Raw genomic sequence first — 24459 nt, forward strand, 5'->3', positions numbered from 1 at the left:
AAGTTAAGCTATTGTTATTTATGGCGTTTGTCACCGAACGTGTATCCGGTCTCGACGGTCTTGCTTCCGAATTTTTCTCGCAACTTATCCATGGCCGCTTCCGCCGCGGCGCGGCGCATGGCGTGTTCGTCGATCAAATCCGGAGGGTCGGCGCGCGCTGCATCGCCCAGATCGGAGACGCCGATACCGATCAGGCGGAACTTCGTTCCATCGGTTTCCGGCTCGAGCAGCCGCAGGCCGGTACGGAAGATTCGGTCTGCCAGTTGCGTCGGGTCTTCGAGACGCCGATTGCGCGTTCGGATCTTGAAGTCCGCCGTCTTCAGCTTCAACACCACGGTCTGGCCCGCGATACCGCTGCGCTTCAACCGGCGCGAGACCTTCTCTGCGAGATCGCGCAGGATGGGCACGAGATCGTCATACTTTGAAATATCTTCGAAAAATGTCGTTTCGGACGTTACGCTCTTGGCCGCCTCGTTGGGGTGAACCGTGCGGTCGTCGATGCCGCGCGAGAGGCGGAAAAGCCGCTGTCCAATGACGCCATAGCGGCGCATGAGGTCGCCTTCCTCCATGCCTTGGAGCTGGCCGATCGTGCGAATGCCGTCGCTTTCAAGCGTCGCGGCAAAGGCCTTGCCGACCCCCCATATCGTGGTGACCGACCGTGGCTCGAGAAAGGAGAGCGCTTCTTCCCGGCCAATGACCGAGAAACCGCGCGGCTTCTGCAGGTCGGAAGCGACCTTGGCGAGGAACTTGCAATAGGAGAGGCCGACGGAGATGGTGATGCCTATTTCCTGTTCCACGCGCCTTGCGAATTTAGCGAGGATGCGAGCCGGGGGATCGTGGTGGAGCCGCTGCGTGCCGTCGAGCTCCAGGAAGGCCTCGTCAATCGAAAGCGGCTGCACCAGCGGCGTCAGATCCTGCATCATCCCCCGGATTTCCCGACCGACGCGAACATATTTCTCCATGTTCGGCCTGACGACCACGGCTTGAGGACATGCTTCCAAAGCCTTGAACATCGGCATCGCCGATCGGACGCCATGGATGCGGGCGATATAGCAGGCGGTAGAGACCACACCGCGTTTGCCGCCACCGACGATGACCGGCTTGTCTGCCAGTTCCGGATTGTCCCGCTTTTCTATCGAGGCGTAGAATGCGTCACAATCGATGTGAGCCAGTGTTAATGCGTAAAGTTCGCGATGATAGACGAGGCGGGGGCTGCCACAGGCTCGGCAGCGAGTCCTCACGGCCGATTGCTCACTCAAGCAATCGCGGCAAAAACCGGAGATTTTGTCGGGCCTATCGGTCATTGAATGAGAACAAAAATTGAACATTGCCACTTTATGTTCTAATTTTGCGAGTCTCAAGCTGGAAAACGAGGAGGAGGACGGTGTGGAGAATTTAGATGTGCACCAGTTGACGCTGGATCGCTGGGGCGATTTCGAGGCGCTCTTCGGGCCGCTTGGCGCCTGTTATGGCTGCTGGTGCACACATTTCCGCATTCCGACATCAGAGCGCAAGGCGATGGATGGAGATGCGAAGAAACGCTTCATGCAGGAGCGCATTGCCGCCGGACCGCCTCCCGGTCTTCTTGGCTATATCGGCGAGCGTCCGGTTGCCTGGGTGCAGGTCGGCCCTCGTTCGGAGCTGCCGCAATGGAATTCGGAGAAAACGGTGTCGCGTCCGCTCAATCCGGCCGATGCCGAGGACAGTGCCGTCTGGGCCGTGAGCTGCTTCTTCATGAACTCCCGGGATCGCGGCAAGGGATACAGTCACCGGATGCTGTCGGAAGCCGTGAACTTCGCCAAGGCTTCAGGCGCACGCTTGCTGGAGGGCTGTCCGATCGAGCGCACCAAACAGTCGAAGTCCGTCGGCCTCTATGTCGGCTCATTGCGTATATTCGAGGCGGCCGGCTTTTCGGAAGTCGCTAAACGCAAGGACGGACGTCCGCTGATGCGCCTCGAGCTCTGACAACGTGAGCCGTCGTCATCTGACGATATGAGCTCGAAGCAGGGCGGCAGCCTGGCTCCATTCGTTTGCTTCGGGAATCCCCGCCGGCGCGGCTGGTGCCATGCGATGAACGATGGAATCCGGCTTGAGATTAATCAGGAGGCAATCCGGAACATGTTCGCTGACCGAATGCAAATTGTGCGCCATATCGTCGATGAAGGCGACCGGCAAGGTGCGGCTCGAATGAAGCGACCGTACGATCGGTCCTTTCGGCTGCAGCGATGCGAGCAGGGGATAGGCAAGCCCGAGCCGGTCGAGCAAGCGGCGCCGTTGTTCCCAGAATTGCGGCGGCATGGCCGTGAGGAAAACGATATCGGCCTCCTTCGAAACCTCGCCGAGCGTGTCGACGGCGAGATCGAGAGGGGTCTGCCACAGTTCCTGCGCTTCGAAGAAGGAATCGATGAGCCGATGCACGTCTTTCTCTTCAAGTGCCGTTCCACTTGCCTTGGAGACGATGTTCCCGGTCAGCCGGAAGGAGCGCGGCAGGAATTCATTGCCCTCGCCGTCGAGGAAGGCCAGGAAAGGCGCAAAGAAATGCAAGACGACATCATCGACATCGCAGACAATCAGGGGGCGATCCTGCAGCCGGATATGGGATACGTCGCATTCGAGCGGAGCGTCCATTATCAATATTCTCCGGAGGCGAGGCCCGGCGGCGAGAAATGCACGGACGCAGCAGCAACGGCTTCCGGCGAGATGCCGCTTGCCTCGCAGAAGGCCAGCAGCGTCGGCTCATGGTTCATCAGGAAGTCGAGCATGCCTGCGAGAAACGCCGGCTCGTTGATCGCATTGCGAACTTGCGCCGGTGCGACGCCGGTTAGCGCCAGAAAGCGGCCGAACATGTCCGGCTCGTTGGCTAGCCATCCGAGTACGGCAATGGCCGTCTCTTGCGGGTCCGCTGCATTCTTCTTCGGGTTCTTGAAGTTACTTTGCATTTTGAAGAGTGATTTACCTATTTTTCAACCAAATCCCGGTAATGTGCGATTCAAGTATTTGTGGAATCGGTTCCTCGCGACCCTATATTTCGAGAGAATGGATGCAATACCGGATGCAGGGACAGCTTTCCATGCCTAAGCAGGTAATGATTGTAGAAGACAATGAGCTGAATATGAAGCTCTTTCGCGATCTGATCGAGGCGTCCGGCTATACGACGATCCAGACCCGCAACGGTATGGAGGCGCTCGATCTGGCGCGCAAGCATCGCCCCGATCTTATCCTCATGGATATTCAGCTCCCGGAGGTTTCCGGGCTGGAAGTCACGAAATGGCTCAAGGAAGACGATGATCTTCACGTCATCCCTGTGATTGCCGTCACGGCCTTTGCCATGAAGGGCGACGAAGAGCGCATTCGTCAGGGCGGATGCGAAGCCTATGTTTCCAAGCCAATTTCGGTGCCGAAATTTATCGAGACGATCAAAACCTATCTCGGCGACGCCTGAGCATGGGAACGAGCTGATGACCGCACGCATTCTGGTAGTTGATGACATCCCCGCCAATGTGAAGCTTCTGGAGGCGCGGCTTTTGGCCGAATACTTCGAGGTGCTGACGGCCGAGGATGGTTTGAAGGCGCTCGCCATCTGCGCCGGCACCCAGGTCGATCTTGTCCTGCTCGACATCATGATGCCGGGCATGGACGGATTCGAGGTTTGCGAACGTCTGAAATCCGATCCGCGTACTGCCCACATCCCCGTGGTTATGGTCACGGCGCTCGATCAGCCGGCCGATCGCGTCCGTGGTCTCAAAGCTGGCGCCGACGACTTCCTGACCAAGCCGGTCAACGATCTTCAGCTGATCTCGCGCGTCAAGAGCTTGCTTCGCCTGAAGACGCTGAGCGACGAACTGCACATGCGCAACGAGACCGCGCGCAACTTCGGCATCGACGATCTGCTTCGCGCCGGCGATGGCCGCGCTGACGATGTCGGGCATGTGCTCTTGGTCGATGGCCGCGCCAATTCGCAGGAGCGCATCATTCGGGCACTGAAGCCGATCGCCCAGGTGACGGCCATGTCCGACCCTCAGGCAGCCCTGTTTGAGGCAGCCGAACGGCCTTTCGAGCTCGTCATCGTCAATTCGAACTTCGATGACTACGATCCGCTGCGGCTTTGCTCGCAGCTTCGCTCGCTGGAGCGCACGCGCTTCCTTCCGGTCCTGCTGGTGACCGAGCAGGGGGCCGACGATATGATCGTCCGCGCCCTCGATCTCGGCGTCAATGATTACATCGTGCGGCCGATCGATCCGAACGAGCTCGTGGCGCGCTGCCTGACCCAGATAAGGCGCAAGCGCTACAATGATCGTCTGCGCGCCAGCGTACAGCACACCATCGAGCTTGCCGTCACCGACGCGCTTACCGGCCTGAACAACAGGCGCTATCTGGACAATCATCTGAAGATTCTTTTCGATCGCTCGCTGGCGAGGGCGCGGCCGCTCTCAGTCCTGATCGCAGATATCGATCGCTTCAAGCAGGTCAACGACACCTATGGTCACGATGCCGGCGACGAGGTGCTGAAGGAATTCGCCGCGCGCATCCGTTCCACCGTGCGCGGCGCCGATCTGGCCTGTCGCTATGGTGGCGAGGAATTCGTTGTTGTCATGCCGGATACATCCGCAGACATCGCCGCGGTCGTCGCAGAGCGCCTGCGCGCAGCGGTAGAAAACATGCCGGTGCGGCTGCGAGATACAGGTGTGGCGCTTAACATCACCGCTTCCTTCGGAATATCGTCTCGTTTGACGACTGTGGAGACGCCGGAGCAGCTGATGAAGCAGGCCGATCTTGCGCTTTATGAAGCGAAAAGGGCCGGGCGCAACAGGGTGGTCGCTTCGGCCGCTTGACCGATAATAGGTCAAAGCAGGTAAATTTCCCAATGAGTATTGAGGGGATTCCCGAAGTTTTGAACAGCCTTGATGTGATCCCGAACTTCACGCATTGGCTATAAGTGCCTTGGCATTGCCAATAGGATAGTCTTTGTAGTTTTGTTGATTATCGGAGCAGCTTGCGGCTCTTCAGCGAACCTCTTCGGTGAAGGCTGATTGTTTTGCTATATAAAGCCGATTTACTTGATAGTTTTTAAATCGAGGCATAGGTAACGGCTATATATAAGTGGATTTTTATTTGTTCGTGCGTACTTCCTTAAATATAAGTATTTATATTTTGCAAAATATACCGAAGCAAGATTTTTATTCTGGATTGAGTTTCAAATTTGATTTGTTAATTCTGTAAGAACATCCTGCCGTCTGGGGCTTGAATTTTAACCATCCGAACAGACAGGTATTTTTCATCATTAAGAATTAGTTGATTTTCTTTCGATTTCGCGCGAATTTAGTCCCGTACAGAGACAAGCCCTCAGGGCTTAGAGATACCCCATGATGCTCAGGTCCGCCGCATCTCCTGGGTCGTGGGGTCGGTCGGCTGGCAGGCAAAAGATAACGGTTCCTCGTGCCGTTTTGCATGCTGGCCGGCCTCCAAATCTAAAACGCCGCTCTTCGTTCATTCGAAGGCGGCGTTTTTCTTTGGGTGGTTCATGCCGACGGCATTCCCATCCACCTTGAATAGCGAGATGCAGCCTATTTGCCTGGGCGACGCCAGCGCAAAACAAAAAAGGCGCTAGCCCGCAGGCAGCGCCTTCTTGAAACCCTAGGTTTAGGAAACTTACTTGATCTTCGTTTCCTTGAACTCGACGTGCTTCTTAGCAACCGGGTCGTACTTCGTCTTCGTCATCTTGTCCGTCATCGTACGGCTGTTCTTCGTCGTGACGTAGAAGAAACCGGTGTCGGCCGTCGACAGCAGCTTGATCTTGATAGTGGTAGCCTTGGCCATGGTCGTCCTGCCTTTAATAAAAATGAACGCCGTGGACGGCCAGTGAGGTGGTCCACGGCGAATTCTGGCGCGAAAATACAAATCGCGCCTGAAAAGTCAACCTCTGTTGCCCATGAAAAGCAGTCGTATCCCCGAAAGCAGGACATAAAGGCCGAAGAAAAACGCCACAGCCCAGGCAAAGCCGCTCGGATTGGCCAGATCCATCGCCGTACCGATCGTCGGTGGCCCGAGAACCATGCCGATGGCGTAGCAGAAAACGAAGGCGGCATTGGCTGCCACGAGGTCGACGCCGGTCAGCCGTGTGCCGAGGTGGCTGAGGCCAACCGTGTACATTCCCGAAACGCAGCCGCCCCAGAAGAGCAGGATGGTGGCAAGAATAATCCAGTTCGAAGAGAGCGACGGCAACAGCAGCGCGCCGACAAAGCCGATGATGGCCATGATCGAAAGCAGGGGCCGCTTGTCGCGCATTCTGTCTGCGAGCAAACCGAGCGGAATCTGAAACACGAAATTGCCGACGCCCATGACGGTCAACAGCAGTGCAGCCTGTGATTCGTTGAAGCCGAGTCGGGTCGCGTAGCTGGTGAACAGCGAGCCGCCGCCGACGGTGACGGCGCCGAACACGAAGACCGCAGCCGTGGCCGTTGGTACGAGGAAAATGTAGCGGACGAAATGCAGCTCAGGTTTCTCGTCGACAAGCGGGCTTTCGTTGCGGGCGATGAAGATTGGGATTGCTGCGGCCAGAATGATACAGGCGCCGATGACAAAGGGCATGAGCCCTTCACTGCCGACAAGCGAGAAGAGCAGGGGGCCGGCGGCAAAGCCGAGCGAAAAGACTGTGGAATAAAGGCCGAGCACGAAACCGCGCTTGGACGGCGGCGAGGCTGCATTGATCCAGAATTCCGACAGGATGAACAGCGTCGTCGTCGACCCGTGGAAGATGATGCGCAACGGGAACCACAGAAGCAGATTCTCCGCATAATAAAAGCCCAGCGAGCTTAGCGCGGAGAGTATGACCGCCCAGATCATCGTCTGCACGACGCCGAAACGATGCGCGAGCTTCGTGGTGATGACGGCGGCGAGCATGGCCGCAATACCCATCATCGCCGTGTTAAGGCCGATCAGGGTCGAGGGGATGCCGCGCTTTTCCAGGATGATGCTGAGAAGCGGCAGGCCTAACCCGATGGCGATACCCACGGCAGACACGGACGCAATGGCTGCGACGAGCGAAGGCCAGTGAATCTCTTCGACATGGCCGGCCTTGTCGTTCGTCGGTTCAAGCATAAACGGATCCTTGGAGGGCATGGCAGGCGAGTCGATCGAGATTCGAAACTTCGAAAGGCGCGGCTCGGCCAAATTCCGGTGACGGGTCGGCTTTCATGAGATCGGACATATCCCCCAGAATGATCCTTTCGACGCCGGGCATGTTCAGACAAGAAACGCTGCCGATGTCAAGTCGTCGCGGGCAAAGCAATTCCTGCGAATCACGAATCTGCGGCAAATCGATCGCGGTTTGAGACGAAAGCATGCAGCAGCAGTCGGTCGCCGCGATTTCTTGCGCGGTCGGGGCGGGCAGGCTGATGGGCATGCTCACGATCGGCCGTTTCCCTGGTCCCATTCGTCCGGGCTGTCGTCATGGCCGCCGAAACCATGCATGCGCAACGCCCATTGCAGGCCGATCACGCCGCCTTTGATGGGCTGTATGATTGCGAGCGCCGCAATGACTGTGATGGGAGCCCAAATGGCGAGATGCGCCCACATCGGCAGGCTGAAGGCCATGTCCGTCATCATGTAGCCGCCCACGACAAGATGGCCAAGAACGAAGATCACCAGGTAGGGCGGCAGGTCGTCCGCCCGCTGATGAAAGATCTCTTCGTTGCAGACCGCGCAATGATCGACAGGTTTCAGAAAAGAACCGAAGAGCTTGCCCGTTCCGCAGCGCGGACAGCGATTGAGCATGCCGCGGGAAATGGAGCGACCGAGCGGGCGCTCGCTTTCGTCTGAACCGCCATAGCGGGTGGGAGAATCGGATGGGCTGCCCGTCATGAATGCTCTTTCTTCTTGCCCGCAGCGTCCTCTAGCGGCGGCCGCGCGACGGTCTGGTTCCCGGCGCCTTGCGCGCGGGTGTTTTGTTGCGACGGGTCGCCTTATGGAAGGAACGCACCGCCGTCGGCATCGGCCGCCCTTCGCTCAGCATCTCGAAGCGCAGCGCGCCCGCAAGCGGCACGGCTTCCGCCAGCCTCACGGTCACATCGTCGCCAAGACGGAAACCTAGCCCCGTTTTCTCTCCGGTCAGCGCCTGATGCGCCTCGTCGTAGATGAAGTAGTCGGTGCCGAGCGTAGATATAGGGATGAAACCGTCGGCGCCATAGTCGGGCAGGGTGACAAAAAGTCCCGACTTGGTGACACCGCCGACGCGGGCCCCGAATTCCGCACCGACGCGACCTGCGAGGTGATGGGCGATCAGCCGGTCGACCGTTTCGCGCTCGGCCGCCATGGCCCGGCGCTCGAAGGTCGAGATTTCGGCGGCGATATCGTCGAGCGAAGCTTCTTCATCCGGCGTAATGCCGCCTTCGCCAAGACCGAGCGAGCCGACGAGCGCACGATGCACGATCAGATCCGCATAGCGGCGAATCGGCGAGGTGAAGTGCGCGTATTTCATCAGGTTCAGGCCGAAATGGCCGATATTGTCGGGGCTATAGATCGCCTGGCTCTGCGAGCGCAGCACCATTTCATTGACCATGGTCTGATGCGCCGTACCCTCGGCTTTCGCGAGAATGCCGTTGAAGCTGTTGGCGCGGACATTGCCGCCCTTGGCAAGCGATATGCCGAGGGTTGCCAGGAATTCGCGCAGGATCTCCTGCTTGGCGAGCGTCGGGCCATCGTGGATACGATAGATCAACGCCTGCTTCTTCTTTTCCAGCGTTTCGGCTGCGGCGACATTCGCCTGGATCATCATCTCTTCGATGAGCTTGTGCGCGTCGAGGCGCGGCGGCACGAAAACGCGATCGACCGTGCCGTCTGGTTTCAGCAGGATCTTGCGCTCGGGCATATCAAGCTCGAGCGGCTGGCGCCGGTCGCGGCCCTTCTTCATGATGTGATAGGCGTGCCAGAGCGGCTTGAGGATCGGCTCCAGCATCGGTCCCGTCTTGTCGTCGGGCTGGCCGTCGATTGCCGCCTGCGCCTGCTGGTAGGAAAGCTTGGCCGCGCTCTTCATCATGATGCGATGGAACGTATGCCCTGCCTTGCGTCCTTCCTTGGAGAAGATCATCCGCACGGCGAGGGCAGGGCGGTCGACGCCTTCCTTCAGCGAGCAGAGATCGTTGGAGATACGCTCGGGCAGCATCGGCACGACGCGGTCGGGGAAATAGACCGAGTTGCCACGCTTCAAGGCTTCGCGGTCGAGCGGCGAATTCGGGCGCACATACCAGGAGACGTCGGCGATGGCGACGGTAACGATGACGCCGTCCGGATTTTCGGGCGAGGGGTCCATCTCCGCATAGACGGCGTCGTCATGATCCTTGGCATCCGCCGGGTCGATGGTGATCAGCGGCAGGCTGCGCCAATCCTCGCGATGCGACATGGTCGCGGGCTTGGCCGCGTCAGCTTCTGCAATGACGGCGGCCGGGAAGACATGCGGAATGCCGTGCGCGTGAATGGCGATCATCGAGATCGCTTTTTCCGAAGCGACGGAACCGACGACGGACAGAACCTTGGCGCGCTGCATGCCGAAACGGCCGAGACGCGCCACTTCCACTTCGACCAGATCGCCATCCTTGGCGCCGCCGGTATAATCCGGGTCGATCACCATTTCCTCACCGCGTCGCTCGATCGGCATCAAACGGCCGCCACCGCCCGGCGTTTCGCGGAAGACGCCCATGGAGGCGCCTTGCCGCTTGTCGATGACCTTGATGATGCGGGCCGTATAGGCCGGGCCGCCGCGATCCACCGCCGAAAAGATCTTTGCGAGAATGCGGTCGCCCATGCCGGCGACAGGCGCCTTGCCCTTGCCGTTACGGCCAGTCGGCGAGGAGGACTGCTTGATCAACACGGCCGGAGCGACGCCGTTTTCGTCAGCCCATTCTGCTGGGCGGCCGATCAGCATGCCATCCTTGTCGCGGGTGGTGATATCGAGAACGGCGATCGGCGGCAGTGCGCCGGGGCGGATGAGCGACTTGCGGCTCTTCTGCACCATGCCTTCTTCTTCCAGCTCGCGTAGCAGTTCCTTCAGCGCGACGCGGCTTTCGCCTTTCAAGCCGAAGGCCTTGGCCAGCTCGCGTTTGGACGCCTGCTGCGGATGATCGGCGATGAAGCGCAGGATGACTTCGCGCGGCGGCAACTCGCCATGAATGATCGCCATCATCGGCTCGGCGTCGCCGCCAGCCTTACCGGCGCGGCCGGGTTTGCCGGAACGCCGTTCCGACGATGGATTCCTGCCGCGCGGTTCTCTGCTCACTCTGCACTCTTCTTCTTTGTTGCCGCCTTTGCCACAGGCTTCTTCGCAGCAGCCTTCGGCTTGGCGGTCGTTTTCGTCGCTTTTGCGCTTGCTGCCGCAGCCTTCGCCTTGGCGGGCGCCTTCTTGGTGGTGCCGCCGCTCTTGCCGGCCTTCGCGACGATCAGAGCCAAGGCTTCTTCGACCGTGATCGCCTGTGGGTCCGTGCCCTTCGGCAGGGTCGCGTTGACCTTGCCCCAGTTGACATAGGGGCCATACTTGCCGTCGCGCACGGTGATGGAGCCGCCACCATCCGGATGCTCACCGAGATCTTTCAGCGCTGCCGGCGTGCCGCGCGCTCTGCCGCCCGCTGCCTTGTTTTGCTTCTCGGCGATCAGGGTCACGGCACGGTTCAGGCCGACTGTAAAGACATCCTCGACGCTTTCGAGGTTGGCATAGCCGCCATCATGCAGCAGGAAAGGTCCGTAGCGGCCGATGCCGGAAGAGATCATCTTACCGGTTTCAGGATGCTTGCCGATGTCTCGCGGCAGCGAGATCAGCGCCATCGCCTTCTCGTAATCGATATCCTCGGGCTTCCATCCCTTTGGCAGCGAGGCGCGTTTGGCATCCTTGCCGTCACCTCGCTGGATATAAGGCCCGAAGCGGCCGGAACGCAGCGTCAGCTCTTCGCCGGTCACCGGATCGGCGCCAAGTGCCTTCGGCTCGTTCAATCCGTTGGATTCGGCTTCCGCGCCGCCTTCGGAGGAAAGCTGGCGGGTGTAATTGCATTCCGGATAGTTCGAGCAACCGACGAAGGCGCCGTATTTGCCGAGTTTCAGCGACAGGTTGCCCGTGCCGCAGACCTGGCAGATGCGCGGATCGCTGCCGTCTTCGCGCTTTGGGAAGACGAGCGGCGCCAGTGCCTCGTTCAGCGCATCGAGCACGTTGGTGACGCGCAGTTCTTTAGTATCCTCGATCTGGGCGAAGAAATCGCGCCAGAAGTCACGCAGGACGTCCTTCCAGTTTAGCTCGCCGGCGGAAATGCGGTCGAGCTTTTCTTCCAGATCGGCAGTGAAATCATATTCCACGTATTTGGTGAAGAAGCTCTCAAGGAAAGCCGTCACGAGCCGGCCCTTGGCCTGCGGCAGCAGCTTGCGCTTGTCGATGGTCACGTAGTCGCGGTCGCGCAGCGTGGCCAGCGTCGCGGCATAGGTGGAGGGGCGGCCGATGCCGAGCTCTTCCATCTTCTTGATCAGCGATGCTTCCGAATAGCGCGGCGGCGGTTCGGTGAAATGTTGGGTCGAGTTGATCTTCTGCTTGGCGAGATTTTCGCGCGCATTGATCTCTGGCAGGCGGCCGCCTTCTTCGCTGTCGTCGCTCTGCTCGCCATCCTCCTTCTGGTCGGTATAGGCGGCGATGAAGCCGTCGAAACGGATGACGGAGCCGACGGCACGCAGGCCGGCCTTCTTGCCGGCGTTGTCGGCGAGGATTTCAACGGTCGTGCGCTCGATTTCGGCCGACGCCATCTGGCTGGCGATGCCGCGCTTCCAGATCAGGTCGTAAAGCCTGAGCTGGTCGTCATCGAGGAACTTGCGGATACGGTCCGGCACGCGGTCGAAATCGGTCGGGCGGATCGCTTCGTGCGCTTCCTGGGCATTCTTTGCCTTGGTGGAATAGAAGCGGGCCTTTTCCGGCAGATAGCGATCGCCGAATTGGCCGGCGATGGCGCGGCGTGCGGCATCGATCGCTTCCGGCGCCATCTGAACGCCGTCCGTACGCATATAGGTGATGAGACCGACGGTTTCACCGCCGATGTCGACGCCTTCATAGAGCTTCTGCGCCACCTGCATGGTGCGCGAGGCCGAGAAGCCGAGCTTCGAGGAAGCGGCCTGCTGTAGCGTCGAAGTGGTGAAGGGTGGGCTCGGATTGCGCTTGACCGGCTTTGCCTCGACGGTATCGACGACGTAGGAGGCGCCTTCCAGCAGAGCCTTGAGGCGGCCGGCTTCTTCGCCGTTGCCGATCGCGCGCGGCTGCAGGCGCTTGCCGTCCGCGGATACCAGGCGTGCTTCGAATTCGTCGCCGCGCGGCGTCTTCAGTATCGCCGAAAGGTTCCAGTATTCTTCCGAGATGAAGCGTTCGATTTCGGATTCGCGGTCGCAGACGAGACGCAGCGCCACGGACTGCACGCGGCCGGCCGAGCGTGCGCCGGGCAGCTTGCGCCACAGCACGGGCGACAGGTTGAAGCCAACGAGATAATCGAGCGCGCGGCGGGCGAGATAGGCATCGACCAGCGGCACATCGATATCGCGCGGATCGGCCATGGCGTCGAGTACGGCCTTCTTGGTGATGGCGTTGAAGACGACGCGCTTCACCGGCTTACCGTTGATGACGCGCTTCTTGTTAAGGAGGTCGAGCACATGCCAGGAGATCGCTTCACCTTCGCGATCCGGGTCGGTCGCGAGGAACAGGGCGTCGGAGGATTTCATCGCGTCGGCGATGTCCTTCATGCGCTTTTGGGAGGCACCATCGACTTCCCAAAGCATTTCGAAATCCTGGTCCGGCAGCACCGAACCGTCTTTGGCGGGCAGGTCACGCACATGGCCGAAGGATGCAAGAACCTTATATCCGGGTCCCAGATATTTATTGATTGTCTTGGCCTTGGCAGGCGATTCCACCACTACAACGTTCATCATCAAGTCTCTGAATACGAGGTCGCGCCGGTATAAGGCGCGGGAGATACCGGGGTTTTCCGTCTTCCCGGCCTTCCGACATGGACAGGGAAATCGTCGCGGTCAAGAGGCGAAGGCGATTTTTGCACTTGGCGCGACGATGCGATGCTTAGAATTGGTACGGGTGTCACAATTTTCAATCCAGCATAGAGATCGATACCAGCCCGCCCGGATGGCGGTGCAGCCGGCCGGTCATGTCCAATTCGAGCAGGACTGAGTGAACGGCCGATATCGGCAGGCCGGTATGGCGGACGATGTCGTCGATCTCGACCGGCGTCGGCCCGAGCGCCTCGACAATGTGGTCACGTTCGGCATCGTCGGGCGGCGCGGAAAGCGGCCTGCTCCTTTCAACGGGCGGTGCGGCGGGGCGCGGACGAAAAAGGTCCGGCTCGGCGAGCGGCCGTAGCGCCTCGACAACGTCGTCAGGCCTCGTCACGATCATCGCGCCGTCCTTGAGCAGTCCATTCGTTCCTTCACAGCGTGGATCGAGCGGCGAGCCGGGAACGGCAAAGACGAGTCTGCCGAACTCGCCGGCAAGGCGCGCGGTGATCAGTGAACCGGATCTCGTTGCCGCCTCGACGACCACGACGCCGAGCGAGATCCGGCGATAAGACGATTACGCCGTGGAAAGTCGCGAGCTCGCGGCTCCCAGCCGAATGGCATTTCGCTGACGGCAAGCCCGCTCCCATCCCAGATATCATTGAGCAGCCCGATATTTTCGGGTGGTAGGGCTGATCGAGCCCGCCCGCCATGGCAGCGATCGTGCCGGTCGCGAGGCTGGCGCGATGCGCTGCCGTATCGATGCCGCGCGCCAGACCGGAGACGACGGCATAACCGGCCTCGCCGCAGATGCGTGCGATCATCGCGGTGAACTTCGCGCCGCTGATCGAGGCATTTCGTGAGCCGACTATACCGATGGCCGGTCTCGTTGCCGTTGACATGCTGCCCTTGACCGCAAGCAGCGGCGGCGCACCGTCTATCTCTCGAAGGGCAGGGGGATAGTCCGGTTCGCCGATGCCGACGAAGCGTGCGCCGAAGCGATGTGCGGATTCCAGCTCCCGCAACGCATCCCGCTCGTCGGCTATGCGGACGGCGCGCGTCGAACCGCCGCGCTGCGAAAGCTCCGGCAGCATGGCAAGTGCCGCCTCTGCGGAACCGTAGTGATTGATGAGGTCGCGAAAGGTGGACGGGCCGACATTGTCGGAGCGGATGAGCCTGAGCCAGGCGATCCTCTGTTTTTCGGTCAGCGCAACTCCATTCCGTTTTGCGCTGCCTATGTCCATTACCCCTTCGCTCCGATCTTGCTTTCTGTCCCGGTGGTGAGCCGGGCGATGTTTGCCCTGTGCTTGTACCAGGAGATGATGGTCATCAGCGCCATGGCGGCCGCGATCTTATCGACGCCCAATATCCATAATACAACCGGGATGACAAGGGTTGCAACCAGTGCGGAAAGCGAGGAGTAACGGGTGGTAAAGGCGATGACCAGCCAGATGATGGCGAAGATCAGAGCCATCAGCGGTGCAAGACCGAGCAGAATGCCGAGATAGGTCGCCACACCCTTGCCGCCCTTGAAGCCGATCCAGACCGGGAAGATGTGGCCGATGAAGGCGGCAAAGCCGGCCAGCACGGCAGCATCTTCCCCGAAGAAATGCCCGACGATCAGAACGGCAGCCGTGCCCTTGAAGGCGTCGAGCAACAGCGTCGCTGCAGCAAGCCCCTTGTTGCCGGTGCGCAGCACGTTGGTCGCGCCGATATTGCCCGAGCCGATGTTGCGCACATCGCCAAGGCCGGCCATGCGCGTCAGCAGCAGGCCGAAGGGAATCGAGCCGAGCAGGTAGCCGATGACGAGGGCGGCCAGCACGGTCTGCGGTGTAAGCTGCCAAGTCCAGAAATCCGCCATCACGTCTTATTCTCCGTAAAGCCTTGGGGCCGCCCTAGAGACTATGAACCAGCTTGCCGGCGACATAGGTTGCAACCGCCCGGCCGCTCATTCTCGCATCTTCAAAGGGTGTATTCTTCGAGCGCGACAGAAGCATGTCTTTGGCGACAAGCCAAGGCTCATCAATATCGACGAGCGTGATATCGGCCTTGGCGCCGGGCTTCAGCGTGCCGGCGTCGAGCCCGAAGATCTGTGCCGGCCGGGTCGACAGCGCATCGACGAGCCGCATCAAGCTCACCTGGCCGCTGTGGTAGAGCCTGAGCGCTGCCGGAAGCAGCGTTTCGAGCCCGACTGCTCCGTCTTCCGCTTCACTGAACGGCAGACGTTTCGTGTCGACATCCTGCGGATCGTGTGAGGAGACGATGATGTCGATCGTGCCGTCCGCCAGCGCCTCGATCATGCCTGTGCGGTCGTCCTCGGAGCGCAGCGGCGGATAGAGCTTGAAAAAGGTCCGGTATTCGCCGATGTCGTTCTCGTTGAGCGCGAGATTGTTGATCGAGATGCCGCAGGTGACCTTGGCACCGCGCGAACGGGCAAGGCGGATGGCTTCCGCCGATTCCGGCACCGAGATCATTGCCGCATGATAATGACTGCGCGTCAGTGTCGCGATGCGGAGGTCTCGCTCCAGCGGGATCAGCTCGGCCTCCTTGGGAATACCCGAAAGGCCGAGCCAGCTTGCGAGCAGGCCTTCATGCATGACGCCGTTGGCGCCGAGATATTTGTCGCGCGTCTCGCAGGAGATGACAGCGCCGAATTCGCGTGCATAGGTCATCAAACGACGCAGCACCTGGCTATCGTGGATGCTGGAATGCGCATCGGTGAACAAGACGGCGCCGGCTTCGCGCAGCAGGCCGATCTCCGTCATCTCTTCGCCGGCGAGACCCTTCGTCAGAGCTGCGGCCGGATAGACATTGACGATAGCCGTGTCGCGCGCCGTCTTTTTGACGAATTCGACGAGGGCGATATCGTCGATGACCGGATCGGTATCCGGCATCATGATGAAAGAGGTGACCCCACCAGCCGCTGCCGCACGGCTTGCGGAGGCGATGGTTTCGCGATGCTCGCCGCCGGGTTCGCCGACATGCACGCGGGCATCCACCAGGCCCGGGATGGCGATGAGGCCATTGCAATCGCGAACGGTCGCGCCCTTGGGAACGCCGTGGTTTTTCGCATCCTTACCGGAGGCGACGATCACGCCGTCTTCAACGACGATCGTGCCGACCTCATCGAGATTGCGAGAGGGGTCGATGATGCGGACGTTCTGGAGGACGATCGAGTTGCTCATGCGCCCACTCCCTCACTGCGAGGTCCCTGGTTCTGTGAAACGAGCAGGGTCTCCATCACGGCCATGCGGACGGCGACGCCCATTTCCACCTGTTCGGCGATAACGCTTTGCGGGCCGTCGGCCACTTCGGAAGCGATTTCCACGCCACGGTTCATCGGGCCGGGATGCATGACGAGCGCATCCTCCTTGGCGGCCTTGAGCGTTTCGGCGTCCAGCCCGTAGAAGTGATAATATTCGCGCACCGAGGGCACGAAGGCGCCGGACATGCGCTCGCGCTGCAGCCGCAGCATCATCACGACATCGGCATCCTTCAGCCCTTCCTTCATCGAATGGAAGACTTCGACGCCCATGTCGGCGATGCCGGCCGGAAGTAGCGTGGCGGGCGCGACGACGCGGACGCGTGCGCCCATGGCGTTGAGAAGCAGGATGTTGGAGCGGGCAACGCGCGAGTGCAGCACGTCACCGCAGATCGCGACGATGATGCGCGAGAGCTTGCCCTTGGCGCGGCGGATCGTCAGCGCGTCGAGGAGTGCTTGGGTCGGATGCTCGTGCTGCCCGTCGCCGGCATTGACCACGGAGCAGGAGACTTTCTGTGCGAGCAGGGCGGCGGCGCCTGCACTCGAATGGCGGATGACAAGCACGTCAGGCCGCATGGCATTGAGTGTCATCGCCGTATCGATCAGCGTCTCGCCCTTTTTGACGGAGGAGTTGCCGACCGACATGTTCATCACATCGGCGCCAAGCCGTTTGCCGGCCAGCTCGAAGGAGGACTGCGTGCGCGTCGATGCCTCGAAGAAAAGATTGATCTGCGTCAGGCCACGAAGCGTCGATGTCTTCTTCTCGCGCTGGCGGCTGATCTTTACGGCCTCGTCGGCCTTGTCGAGAAGATAGGTGATATCCTGCTCGGTAAGGCCCTTGATGCCAATGAGGTGGCGGTGGGGAAAGAAGACCATGAACCTGCCCTCTGGATGTCGTCAGGGGGTCTATAAAGAGGGAGTGCGCATGGAGCAAGCGTGGGCTTGCGATGCGCTTGCTTGTTCCCCATGCAATTTCGCCCGAATCCTGCAGCAGCAGCTATGCTGTTAGGAGACGTAACTTCCAGTTTCCTTTTGCAACCTACTTGCTCTACAAGCGATTCATGACCCAACAGACCCGGACTGACGACCCATTTGCCGACCTGAACCAGCCGAGCCTCTGGTCCGGCATCAATGCCTATCGTTCCGATCCGCTGATTGTCGATCTGACCTCTGCATTGCCGCGTTCGATACGGGAAGACCTGGAGCAGATGGGGCGTTTCGTGACCTCACATGAGGCGCAGGAACTGGCTCGCATGGCAAATCAGGGCGTCCCGCAACTGCGCACCCATGGGCCGCGCGGCGAGCGTCTGGATGTCGTCGAGTTTCACCCGGCCTGGCATGCGCTGATGCGCCGCTCCATGGCGTCCGGCCTGCATTCCTCGATCTGGGATGCACAGGCGGACCCCGAAGCGAAGGGACAGTCGCACAAGGTGCGCGCTGCACGCTTCTATCTGACGGCGCAGCTTGAATGCGGCCATCTCTGCCCATTGACGATGACCAGCGCCTCCGTGGCGGCGATGATGGCATCGCCAGCCGTGCAGAAGGATTGGGCGCCAAGAATTCTTTCGCGCAAATATGATTCCTCCAACAAGCCGGCCATGCAGAAGACTGCCGTCACCATCGGCATGGGCATGACGGAAAAGCAGGGCGGCACCGATGTGCGTGCCAACCGGACAACCGCCGATAAGGTCAGCGACGGCATCTACCGGCTGTCGGGCCACAAATGGTTCATGTCGGCACCGATGAGTGATGCCTTCATCATGCTCGCCCAGACCAAGGATGGCATGGGCTGCTTCCTCGTGCCGCGGCTGCTGGAAGACGGCTCCGCCAACGGCCTGCATTTCCAGCGGCTGAAGGACAAGCTCGGCAACCGGTCGAATGCTTCCTCGGAAGTCGAGTTCACCGATACGTTCGGCTTCCTGCTCGGCGCGCCCGATGGCGGCATCCGCACCATCCTCGACATGGTGACGCTGACGCGGCTCGACTGCGCGCTGGCCTCTGCCGGTATCATGCGCGCTTCGCTTGCCGAAGCCGTTCATCATGCCCGCGGCCGCAGCGTCTTCGGCAAGATGCTGGTCAGCCAGCCGATCATGACGCGCGTGCTCGCCGATATGGCGCTCGACGTCGCGGCCGCAACTGCGCTTGCCTTCCGTCTGGCCGAAGCATTCGACAAGGCGAGCGGCAGCAGCGAAGACGCCGCCTATGCCCGCGTCATGACGCCGGTCGCCAAATACTGGTGTTGCAAGATCGCGCCTGCGCTGATCTATGAAGCTATGGAATGCATCGGTGGCAGCGGCTATATCGAGGAGCGTCCGATCGCCCGTCATTACCGCGAGGCTCCGGTCAACGCGATCTGGGAAGGCTCCGGTAACGTCATGGCGCTCGATGTGCTGCGCGTGTTGAATCGGGGCCGGGATCTCTTCGAAACCGTCTTTGCCGGTCTTGCCCGCGATCTCGGCCCGGCCGGCAAGAAGACCATCGAGGTCCTGCGCGCGGCTATGGCGCTTTGCGAACAGGATGAGGGCGCTGCCCGCTTGCTGGTCGAACAGATGGCGCTCGCGGCCGGTGCCGCCGAGCTTTACCGCCTGGGTGCCGGCAAGATCGCCGATGCGTTTATTGAAACCCGATTGGCTGGCGGCTGGCGCGCGACCTACGGCATGCTCGATGCGCGTTTCGACGCCAGCTACATCGTCGATCTTCTTTATCCGCCGGCGACATAAACATGGTTTCCATTCGAAACGTTCGTCCCGAAGATATCGATCAGCTTTATGCCATCTCGCTTTCGACCGGCGATGCCGGCAAGGATGCGACGCCGCTCCATCGCGACGGCCGTCTGATCGGACACATCTATTCCGCACCTTACGCCACGCTTCTTCCCGAGCTGGTTTTCGTCGCCGAGGATGAGCAGGGTGTTTTCGGCTATATCGCCGGCGTTTTCGACACGATCGTGTTCGATGAGCAGCTTGAGCGCGAATGGTGGCCGGCTCTGCGCCGACGCTATGAGGATCCGACTGGCGATCCGGCGCTCTGGGATGCGGATCAACAGCGGATATCGGCGATCCATCATCCGAAGCATACGCCCGCGATCCTCGTCGAGCGATATCCGGCCCATATACATATGAATCTGCTGCCGCGTGCCCAGGGCAAGGGTGTGGGCACGGCACTGCTGGATCGCTGGCTGGAAAATGCCCGCGCCAATGCTGTTAAGGGCATTCACCTCGGTGCCAACGCCAGCAATCATGGCGGCATCCGCTTCTGGTCGTCGCGTGGTTTCGTGCCCGTCGAGCTGCCGCCAGGAGTGGCGTCCGAAACGACCGTATGGTTTGGTCAGTTTCTCTAATCTGTGGATTCGCCGGTTTAGGCGATATCGCCACCCTTCGCTTTGTTGTTCAGGCGGGCTCCACTTGCTATTCACCGCTCGGTGACAGATTGGAGTCGAGTCGATGGCCATCGCAAACGCTGCCGTTAAAATCCCTTTGGAAATGCCCGCGATGGAGAAGCGCGTGCGCAATCGCGCTGCGACCGAACAGGCGATCCTCGATGCCGCCAAGCGGCTTCTGGCGGAGGAGGGCTTCCAGAATTTCGGCATCAACGCCGTGGCTCGCGGCGCCGGCTGCGACAAACAGCTGATCTATCGCTACTACGGCGGCCTCAACGGTCTTGTGGACGCCATCGGCACCGATCTTGGCAGTTGGGTGGCGGATCGCATCCCCGACGATACCGGCGGCATGTTCCTTCTGACTTACGGCGACCTGATGGAGCGGCTTTCGATGCTGTTTCTCGATGCCTTGCGCGCCGATCCGCTGATGCGCCGTATCGTTGCCTGGGAGGTCTCGGAAAGCAGCGAGCAGGTGCGCCGCCTGTCGGAAGCGCGCTCCAAGGCGCTCGCCGGCTGGATCGAGCGTATGCGCGGCTCGCTGGTGCCGCCCAAGGGCGTCGATGCTCAGGCGGTCAATGCCATGATTTTCGCAGCTATTCAGCACATCGTGCTCGCCTCGGCCGTCAGCGACCAATGCGCTGGTCTGGTGTTGAAAAACAGCAAGGACTGGGAAAAGGCGGCTATCGCCCTGAAGCGGATCGTGCGCGGCGTCTACGGCTGACGCCGCCCTTGGGGAGGGATATCCACAAGCCGGCTCCGCCGTTAACCTTAACAAATGGTTTACGTTGCGCCCTAGCGGTTAACTCGTCAGTGTTAGGAGACGATTAGTTAACCATCAAGCGTGCAGCCATGGGGTCGAAACCCGCAAAATTAGTGTTTCTGGTTACGGCGATGATGTTCTTCGCCGTGCTCGCACTCGATATAACGCTGCCCGCAATGGTGTTGAGCGCCATGGCGCTGTCGAACTGGCTCGTCCTTTCGACCGGCACGACGCAATTTCAGCGTCGAAGAGGTACCGCATGAAGTGGTTGTTGATTTGCTGGGCCGCCCCGGTCTCGTTCCTCGGGGCATGGTATTACCTGTCGTATTACGACATGAGCTTCGGCATCTTCATGCTGACGCGACAGGGGCACGATCTGGTCTTTGACATCTACGGCAAGATCCTCGGCATTCCGCCGGAAACCATTCCGCCGCTGGTCGCTCGCGCCATCGCTTTCGACAGCGTATTGGTTTTCGCGATCTACGGTTTTCGCCGCCGCGCTGCCATCATCGCATGGTGGAAGCGCCGTCAGGAGGCGTCGGGATCGAGCAAGGTCGCTCTGCCGAGCGCCGACAGCCTGTCCAACGCTCCTTGAAGAATGAAGCTCGCCGCCGCCGAGTCGATGCGCTCGGCGCGCTTGGCCCGCGAAACGTCCATTTCCAGCAGCGCCCGCTCGGCCGCAACGGTCGACAGCCGCTCGTCCCAGAAGACGAAGGGCAGGGCGGTCTTTTCCGACATGCTGCGCACGAAGGCGCGCGTTGCCTGGACGCGCGGTCCGGCGGAGCCATCCATGTTCATCGGAAGCCCTATGACGAAGGCCGCGACCTTTTCCTTTTCGGCGAAGGCGAGCAGCGTTTCGGCGTCCTGCGTGAACTTTACCCGCTTGATGACCGGACGAGGTGTTGCAAAACGCCGCCCGAGATCGGACATCGCAAGCCCGATCGTCTTCGTGCCGAGATCGAGGCCTGCTATCGGTTGGCCGGGCAGGAGCATCACGGCTAGGTCTTCGATGGTCAGCGTCGTCATCGGGGGTCTCGCTCTCGTCAAAACAAATTGAAGTCAAAGCCGCTTTTCTTTGTCGCGGTTTGGGATATCTCCTAGAGCATTTCCAGCAAAAGCGCACAGCGGTTTTGCGTCCGGAGATGCGGGAGAGCAAATATCAGGAGCGTTTCCACCGGAAATGCTCCGGACACCGGCATTCCATTTCAAATCAAGTACTAAGGAGAAATCCAATGAAGATCACCTGGCTCGGCCATTCCGCTTTTCGCATCGAAACCGCCAAGGCGAAAATACTGATCGATCCTTTCCTGACTTACAATTCCTCCTTTGCGGCTGCTGGTCTCAACAACAAGGACGTTACTGAAGGTATCACTCATATTCTCTTGACGCACGGCCATGCTGACCATGTCGGTGACGCCGTTCAGATCGCCAAAGATACGGGCGCGGTCGTTCTCGCCAATGCCGATCTGGCTTCCTGGCTCAGCACCAAGGGTGTCGAGAAGTTGGAAATGGGCAATACCGGCGGCACCGTCGGCCTCGGCAGCTTTTCGGCCACCTTCACCAATGCGCTGCATTCCTCAGCCCAGATCACTGAGGACGGCGTTTCCCATGCGCTCGGCAACGCGAACGGCCTGATGCTGCATTTCGACGATGAGCCGACACTGTTCCATATGGGCGATACCGACATCTTCTCGGATATGGCTCTCATCAACGAGCTGCATCAGCCCGATATCGGTATCGTGCCGATCGGCGACCGTTTCACCATGGGCGGCGCCGTGGCTGCGCTCGCCTGCCAGCGCTTCTTCAACTTCAAGACCGCCATTCCCTGCCATTACGGCACATTCCCGATCATCGATGCGACGCCGGAAAAGTTCATCGCCGGGCTGGAAGGCTCCAAAACTGCGGTTGCGGCGCCGAAGGCTGGTGAGAGCGTTTCTGCTTAACGATACCCGTTGCGTATGGCGGGCATGGCCTTTATAGCGAGTGTGAAAAATACCTACTCGTAATGTAGGTAGAACCTACCTCGGAGAATGCCATGTCCGTCGATCTCGCCACTGTCAAACGCGTCGCCCATCTTGCCCGCATCGCCGTCAATGAAGACGAAGCGCAGCGGATGATGGGTGAGCTGAACGGCATTCTGGGCTTTGTCGAGCAGCTCTCCGAAGTGAATGTCGATGGCGTCGAAGCCATGACCTCGGTAACGCCGATGGCGATGAAGAAGCGCACCGACGAGGTGACCGACGGCAACAAGGCCGTCGACATCGTCGCGAATGCGCCGATTACCGATCAGAATTTCTTCCTGGTGCCCAAAGTCGTCGAATAACGGTTCCTTCGAGCCTTTCCGACCCGTTGCCCAATTCCAGATCTGAAGCGAAACAAAATGAGCGAACTGACCAGCCTGACCATTGCCGAAGCCCGCGACAAGCTGCGCGCCAAGCAGATCACTGCCACCGAACTGACCGAAGCCTATATCTCGGCGATCGATGCGGCCAACGGTCAGATCAATGCCTATATCGCCGTCACGCCTGACAAGGCGCGCGAGATGGCCAAGGCCTCGGATGCGCGCCTCGCCGCCGGCAATGCCGGTGCGCTCGAAGGCATTCCGCTCGGGATCAAGGACCTGTTCGGCACCGAAGGCATCCATACCCAGGCCTGCAGCCACATTCTCGACGGCTTCAAGCCGCGCTATGAATCCACCGTCACGCAGAACCTCTGGAACGACGGCGCCGTCATGCTGGGCAAGCTCAACATGGACGAGTTCGCCATGGGCTCTTCCAACGAGACCTCCTATTACGGTCCTGTGATCAACCCCTGGCGTGCCGAAGGCTCCAACCAGCAGCTCGTTCCGGGCGGTTCGTCTGGCGGCTCGGCCGCTGCCGTTGCCGCCCATCTCTGCGCCGGCGCGACGGCCACCGACACCGGCGGCTCCATCCGCCAGCCGGCCGCCTTCACCGGCACTGTCGGCATCAAGCCGACCTATGGCCGCTGCTCGCGCTGGGGTGTCGTCGCCTTCGCCTCGTCGCTCGATCAGGCCGGCCCGATCGCTCGCGACGTTCGCGATGCCGCCATCCTGCTGAAGTCGATGGCAAGCGTCGACGCGAAGGACACGACCTCGGTCGACCTGCCGGTGCCGGATTACGAAGCCTCGCTCGGTCAGTCGCTGAAGGGCATGAAGATCGGCATTCCGAACGAATACCGCGTCGACGGCATGCCGGAAGAGATCGAAACGCTCTGGCAGCAGGGCATCGCCTGGCTGAAGGATGCCGGCGCCGAGATCGTCAACATCTCGCTGCCGCACACGAAATATGCGCTGCCGGCCTATTACATCGTCGCCCCCGCCGAGGCATCTTCGAATCTTGCCCGCTATGACGGCGTTCGTTACGGCCTGCGCGTCGATGGCAACAATATCGTCGACATGTACGAGAAGACCCGCGCTGCCGGCTTCGGCCAGGAAGTAAAGCGCCGCATCATGATCGGCACCTATGTTCTCTCGGCCGGCTACTACGATGCCTACTACCTGCGCGCCCAGAAGGTTCGCACGCTGATCAAGCGCGATTTCGAACTTGCCTTCAACGCCGGAGTCGACGCGATCCTGACGCCCGCCACGCCGTCTTCGGCCTTTGGCGTTGCCGACGAGGATCTCGCCTCCGATCCGGTGAAGATGTACCTCAACGACATCTTCACGGTGACGGTCAACATGGCCGGCCTACCCGGCATCGCCGTCCCCGCCGGCCTCGACTCGAAGGGTCTGCCGCTCGGCCTGCAGCTCATCGGCAAGCCGTTCGAAGAAGAAACCCTCTTCAAGACCGCCCACGTCATCGAACAGGCCGCCGGCAAATTCACGCCAGCGAAGTGGTGGTAAGCAGCGTCCTTCTAAGACCTATGACCGCCGCCGATCATGACTTGGTCGGCGCGGCCGGCTTTGCCGCGTGGTTGAGCGGCGGTGCCTTGGATGCGAGATTTAAGAGCGAAGGCGTCATCGAAGCCGCTCGCCGTGCCTTCCTTTCTTATCCTGCTACCGCGAAGGGCGAAGTCATCGTTGCC

At 60.4% G+C, this 24459-nt stretch carries 24 protein-coding genes and 1 pseudogene; 11 read left to right on the forward strand and 14 right to left on the reverse strand.

The genetic code is table 11. The features are described from left to right. Positions 1–14 precede the first annotated feature (14 nt). On the reverse strand, positions 15–1304 hold the full coding sequence (locus QD461_RS04650) for a DNA polymerase IV (RefSeq protein WP_414086653.1): 1290 nt from the start codon (positions 1302–1304) through the stop codon (positions 15–17). Positions 1305–1386: 82 nt separating this feature from the next. Here QD461_RS04650 and QD461_RS04655 point away from each other — a divergent pair, with 82 nt between their 5' ends. Further along, a complete protein-coding gene (locus QD461_RS04655; protein WP_414086654.1) occupies positions 1387–1965 on the forward strand; it encodes a GNAT family N-acetyltransferase in 579 nt (192 codons plus the stop codon). A gap of 15 nt (positions 1966–1980) precedes the next feature. Here QD461_RS04655 and QD461_RS04660 read toward each other — a convergent pair whose 3' ends face one another. Both QD461_RS04660 and QD461_RS04665 read right to left on the reverse strand, forming a co-directional pair. After that, positions 1981–2628: a hypothetical protein gene (locus tag QD461_RS04660; protein ID WP_414086655.1), complete on the reverse strand. Its 648-nt coding sequence runs from the start codon at positions 2626–2628 to the stop codon at positions 1981–1983. Between the two features lie 2 nt (positions 2629–2630). Continuing rightward, positions 2631–2939 (reverse strand): DUF3572 domain-containing protein, encoded by a 309-nt coding sequence (locus QD461_RS04665; RefSeq protein ID WP_414086656.1) that lies wholly within the window; start codon positions 2937–2939, stop codon positions 2631–2633. Between the two features lie 131 nt (positions 2940–3070). On the opposite strand from QD461_RS04665, the gene QD461_RS04670 reads away from it, so the two are divergent. Together QD461_RS04670 and QD461_RS04675 are read left to right on the forward strand one after the other, a co-directional pair. Beyond that, positions 3071–3442 (forward strand): response regulator, encoded by a 372-nt coding sequence (locus QD461_RS04670; RefSeq protein ID WP_028754034.1) that lies wholly within the window; start codon positions 3071–3073, stop codon positions 3440–3442. 16 nt (positions 3443–3458) lie between these two features. Next, a complete protein-coding gene (locus QD461_RS04675) occupies positions 3459–4832 on the forward strand; it encodes a PleD family two-component system response regulator (RefSeq protein ID WP_414086657.1) in 1374 nt (457 codons plus the stop codon). Positions 4833–5649: 817 nt separating this feature from the next. On the opposite strand, the gene rpmG is transcribed toward QD461_RS04675, so the two are convergent. The 10 genes and pseudogenes from rpmG to QD461_RS04725 form a co-directional block, all read right to left on the reverse strand. Further along, positions 5650–5817 (reverse strand): 50S ribosomal protein L33, encoded by a 168-nt coding sequence (gene rpmG, locus QD461_RS04680; protein WP_003547442.1) that lies wholly within the window; start codon positions 5815–5817, stop codon positions 5650–5652. A 96-nt stretch (positions 5818–5913) separates the two neighbouring features. After that, positions 5914–7098, reverse strand: a complete 1185-nt coding sequence (locus QD461_RS04685) for an MFS transporter (RefSeq protein WP_184701840.1) — start codon at positions 7096–7098, stop codon at positions 5914–5916. Then, on the reverse strand, positions 7091–7408 hold the full coding sequence (locus QD461_RS04690) for a hypothetical protein (RefSeq protein WP_414086660.1): 318 nt from the start codon (positions 7406–7408) through the stop codon (positions 7091–7093). Before QD461_RS04690 ends, QD461_RS04685 begins: the two co-directional genes overlap by 8 nt. Further along, a complete protein-coding gene (locus QD461_RS04695; RefSeq protein ID WP_184701843.1) occupies positions 7405–7860 on the reverse strand; it encodes a DUF983 domain-containing protein in 456 nt (151 codons plus the stop codon). Before QD461_RS04695 ends, QD461_RS04690 begins: the two co-directional genes overlap by 4 nt. 31 nt (positions 7861–7891) lie before the next feature. Beyond that, complete coding sequence (rnr, locus tag QD461_RS04700) at positions 7892–10270, reverse strand: ribonuclease R (protein WP_414086661.1); 2379 nt, start codon at positions 10268–10270, stop codon at positions 7892–7894. Continuing rightward, complete coding sequence (gene topA / locus QD461_RS04705; protein WP_414086703.1) at positions 10267–12936, reverse strand: type I DNA topoisomerase; 2670 nt, start codon at positions 12934–12936, stop codon at positions 10267–10269. The genes rnr and topA overlap by 4 nt, the downstream gene beginning before the upstream one ends. Positions 12937–13111: 175 nt before the next feature. After that, positions 13112–14258, reverse strand: a pseudogene (gene dprA / locus QD461_RS04710) (DNA-processing protein DprA). Beyond that, positions 14258–14875 (reverse strand): glycerol-3-phosphate 1-O-acyltransferase PlsY, encoded by a 618-nt coding sequence (gene plsY / locus QD461_RS04715; protein WP_414086662.1) that lies wholly within the window; start codon positions 14873–14875, stop codon positions 14258–14260. Before plsY ends, dprA begins: the two are co-directional and overlap by 1 nt. A 34-nt stretch (positions 14876–14909) precedes the next feature. Next, complete coding sequence (locus QD461_RS04720; protein ID WP_414086663.1) at positions 14910–16199, reverse strand: dihydroorotase; 1290 nt, start codon at positions 16197–16199, stop codon at positions 14910–14912. Beyond that, positions 16196–17152 (reverse strand): aspartate carbamoyltransferase catalytic subunit, encoded by a 957-nt coding sequence (locus QD461_RS04725; RefSeq protein ID WP_113233019.1) that lies wholly within the window; start codon positions 17150–17152, stop codon positions 16196–16198. Before QD461_RS04725 ends, QD461_RS04720 begins: the two co-directional genes overlap by 4 nt. A gap of 185 nt (positions 17153–17337) precedes the next feature. Between QD461_RS04725 and QD461_RS04730 the strand changes: the two genes are divergently transcribed. From QD461_RS04730 to QD461_RS04750, 5 genes are all read left to right on the forward strand, one after another. Continuing rightward, on the forward strand, positions 17338–18996 hold the full coding sequence (locus tag QD461_RS04730) for an acyl-CoA dehydrogenase family protein (protein ID WP_414086664.1): 1659 nt from the start codon (positions 17338–17340) through the stop codon (positions 18994–18996). A 2-nt stretch (positions 18997–18998) separates the two neighbouring features. Continuing rightward, a complete protein-coding gene (locus QD461_RS04735; RefSeq protein WP_414086665.1) occupies positions 18999–19616 on the forward strand; it encodes an N-acetyltransferase family protein in 618 nt (205 codons plus the stop codon). A gap of 103 nt (positions 19617–19719) precedes the next feature. Next, on the forward strand, positions 19720–20376 hold the full coding sequence (locus QD461_RS04740) for a TetR/AcrR family transcriptional regulator (RefSeq protein ID WP_414086666.1): 657 nt from the start codon (positions 19720–19722) through the stop codon (positions 20374–20376). A gap of 170 nt (positions 20377–20546) precedes the next feature. Then, positions 20547–20678, forward strand: coding sequence for a hypothetical protein (locus QD461_RS04745; protein ID WP_414086707.1), 132 nt, complete (start codon positions 20547–20549; stop codon positions 20676–20678). After that, positions 20675–21010, forward strand: a complete 336-nt coding sequence (locus QD461_RS04750; protein WP_184701862.1) for a DUF6105 family protein — start codon at positions 20675–20677, stop codon at positions 21008–21010. Before QD461_RS04745 ends, QD461_RS04750 begins: the two co-directional genes overlap by 4 nt. Here QD461_RS04750 and ruvX read toward each other — a convergent pair. Next, positions 20944–21441: a Holliday junction resolvase RuvX gene (gene ruvX, locus QD461_RS04755; protein WP_184701864.1), complete on the reverse strand. Its 498-nt coding sequence runs from the start codon at positions 21439–21441 to the stop codon at positions 20944–20946. The two genes, QD461_RS04750 and ruvX, sit on opposite strands and share 67 nt — an antisense overlap. A gap of 206 nt (positions 21442–21647) precedes the next feature. On the opposite strand from ruvX, the gene QD461_RS04760 reads away from it, so the two are divergent. The 3 genes from QD461_RS04760 to gatA all read left to right on the forward strand — a co-directional run bounded on the left by QD461_RS04760 (position 21648) and on the right by gatA (position 24277). Continuing rightward, positions 21648–22358, forward strand: a complete 711-nt coding sequence (locus QD461_RS04760) for a metal-dependent hydrolase (protein ID WP_414086668.1) — start codon at positions 21648–21650, stop codon at positions 22356–22358. Between the two features lie 92 nt (positions 22359–22450). Further along, on the forward strand, positions 22451–22738 hold the full coding sequence (gatC, locus tag QD461_RS04765; protein WP_184701868.1) for an Asp-tRNA(Asn)/Glu-tRNA(Gln) amidotransferase subunit GatC: 288 nt from the start codon (positions 22451–22453) through the stop codon (positions 22736–22738). A gap of 57 nt (positions 22739–22795) precedes the next feature. Beyond that, positions 22796–24277, forward strand: coding sequence for an Asp-tRNA(Asn)/Glu-tRNA(Gln) amidotransferase subunit GatA (gene gatA / locus QD461_RS04770; protein ID WP_414086669.1), 1482 nt, complete (start codon positions 22796–22798; stop codon positions 24275–24277). Positions 24278–24459 lie beyond the last annotated feature (182 nt).

Source organism: Rhizobium sp. BR 314 (genome assembly GCF_047445805.1).
GTDB lineage: Bacteria > Pseudomonadota > Alphaproteobacteria > Rhizobiales > Rhizobiaceae > Rhizobium > Rhizobium lusitanum_B.

Coding starts and splice junctions, on each gene's coding strand:
- QD461_RS04725 (WP_113233019.1), bottom strand. CDS start 17,152: ATGGTCTTCTTTCCCCACCGCCACCTCATTGGCATCAAGGGCCTTACC.
- plsY (WP_414086662.1), bottom strand. CDS start 14,875: ATGGCGGATTTCTGGACTTGGCAGCTTACACCGCAGACCGTGCTGGCC.
- QD461_RS04720 (WP_414086663.1), bottom strand. CDS start 16,199: ATGAGCAACTCGATCGTCCTCCAGAACGTCCGCATCATCGACCCCTCT.
- QD461_RS04650 (WP_414086653.1), bottom strand. CDS start 1,304: ATGACCGATAGGCCCGACAAAATCTCCGGTTTTTGCCGCGATTGCTTG.
- QD461_RS04750 (WP_184701862.1), top strand. CDS start 20,675: ATGAAGTGGTTGTTGATTTGCTGGGCCGCCCCGGTCTCGTTCCTCGGG.
- QD461_RS04740 (WP_414086666.1), top strand. CDS start 19,720: ATGGCCATCGCAAACGCTGCCGTTAAAATCCCTTTGGAAATGCCCGCG.
- QD461_RS04730 (WP_414086664.1), top strand. CDS start 17,338: ATGACCCAACAGACCCGGACTGACGACCCATTTGCCGACCTGAACCAG.
- rpmG (WP_003547442.1), bottom strand. CDS start 5,817: ATGGCCAAGGCTACCACTATCAAGATCAAGCTGCTGTCGACGGCCGAC.
- ruvX (WP_184701864.1), bottom strand. CDS start 21,441: ATGACGACGCTGACCATCGAAGACCTAGCCGTGATGCTCCTGCCCGGC.
- QD461_RS04660 (WP_414086655.1), bottom strand. CDS start 2,628: ATGGACGCTCCGCTCGAATGCGACGTATCCCATATCCGGCTGCAGGAT.
- QD461_RS04760 (WP_414086668.1), top strand. CDS start 21,648: ATGAAGATCACCTGGCTCGGCCATTCCGCTTTTCGCATCGAAACCGCC.
- QD461_RS04685 (WP_184701840.1), bottom strand. CDS start 7,098: ATGCTTGAACCGACGAACGACAAGGCCGGCCATGTCGAAGAGATTCAC.
- QD461_RS04695 (WP_184701843.1), bottom strand. CDS start 7,860: ATGACGGGCAGCCCATCCGATTCTCCCACCCGCTATGGCGGTTCAGAC.
- gatA (WP_414086669.1), top strand. CDS start 22,796: ATGAGCGAACTGACCAGCCTGACCATTGCCGAAGCCCGCGACAAGCTG.
- topA (WP_414086703.1), bottom strand. CDS start 12,936: ATGAACGTTGTAGTGGTGGAATCGCCTGCCAAGGCCAAGACAATCAAT.
- QD461_RS04665 (WP_414086656.1), bottom strand. CDS start 2,939: ATGCAAAGTAACTTCAAGAACCCGAAGAAGAATGCAGCGGACCCGCAA.
- QD461_RS04735 (WP_414086665.1), top strand. CDS start 18,999: ATGGTTTCCATTCGAAACGTTCGTCCCGAAGATATCGATCAGCTTTAT.
- QD461_RS04745 (WP_414086707.1), top strand. CDS start 20,547: ATGATGTTCTTCGCCGTGCTCGCACTCGATATAACGCTGCCCGCAATG.
- QD461_RS04670 (WP_028754034.1), top strand. CDS start 3,071: ATGCCTAAGCAGGTAATGATTGTAGAAGACAATGAGCTGAATATGAAG.
- QD461_RS04675 (WP_414086657.1), top strand. CDS start 3,459: ATGACCGCACGCATTCTGGTAGTTGATGACATCCCCGCCAATGTGAAG.
- gatC (WP_184701868.1), top strand. CDS start 22,451: ATGTCCGTCGATCTCGCCACTGTCAAACGCGTCGCCCATCTTGCCCGC.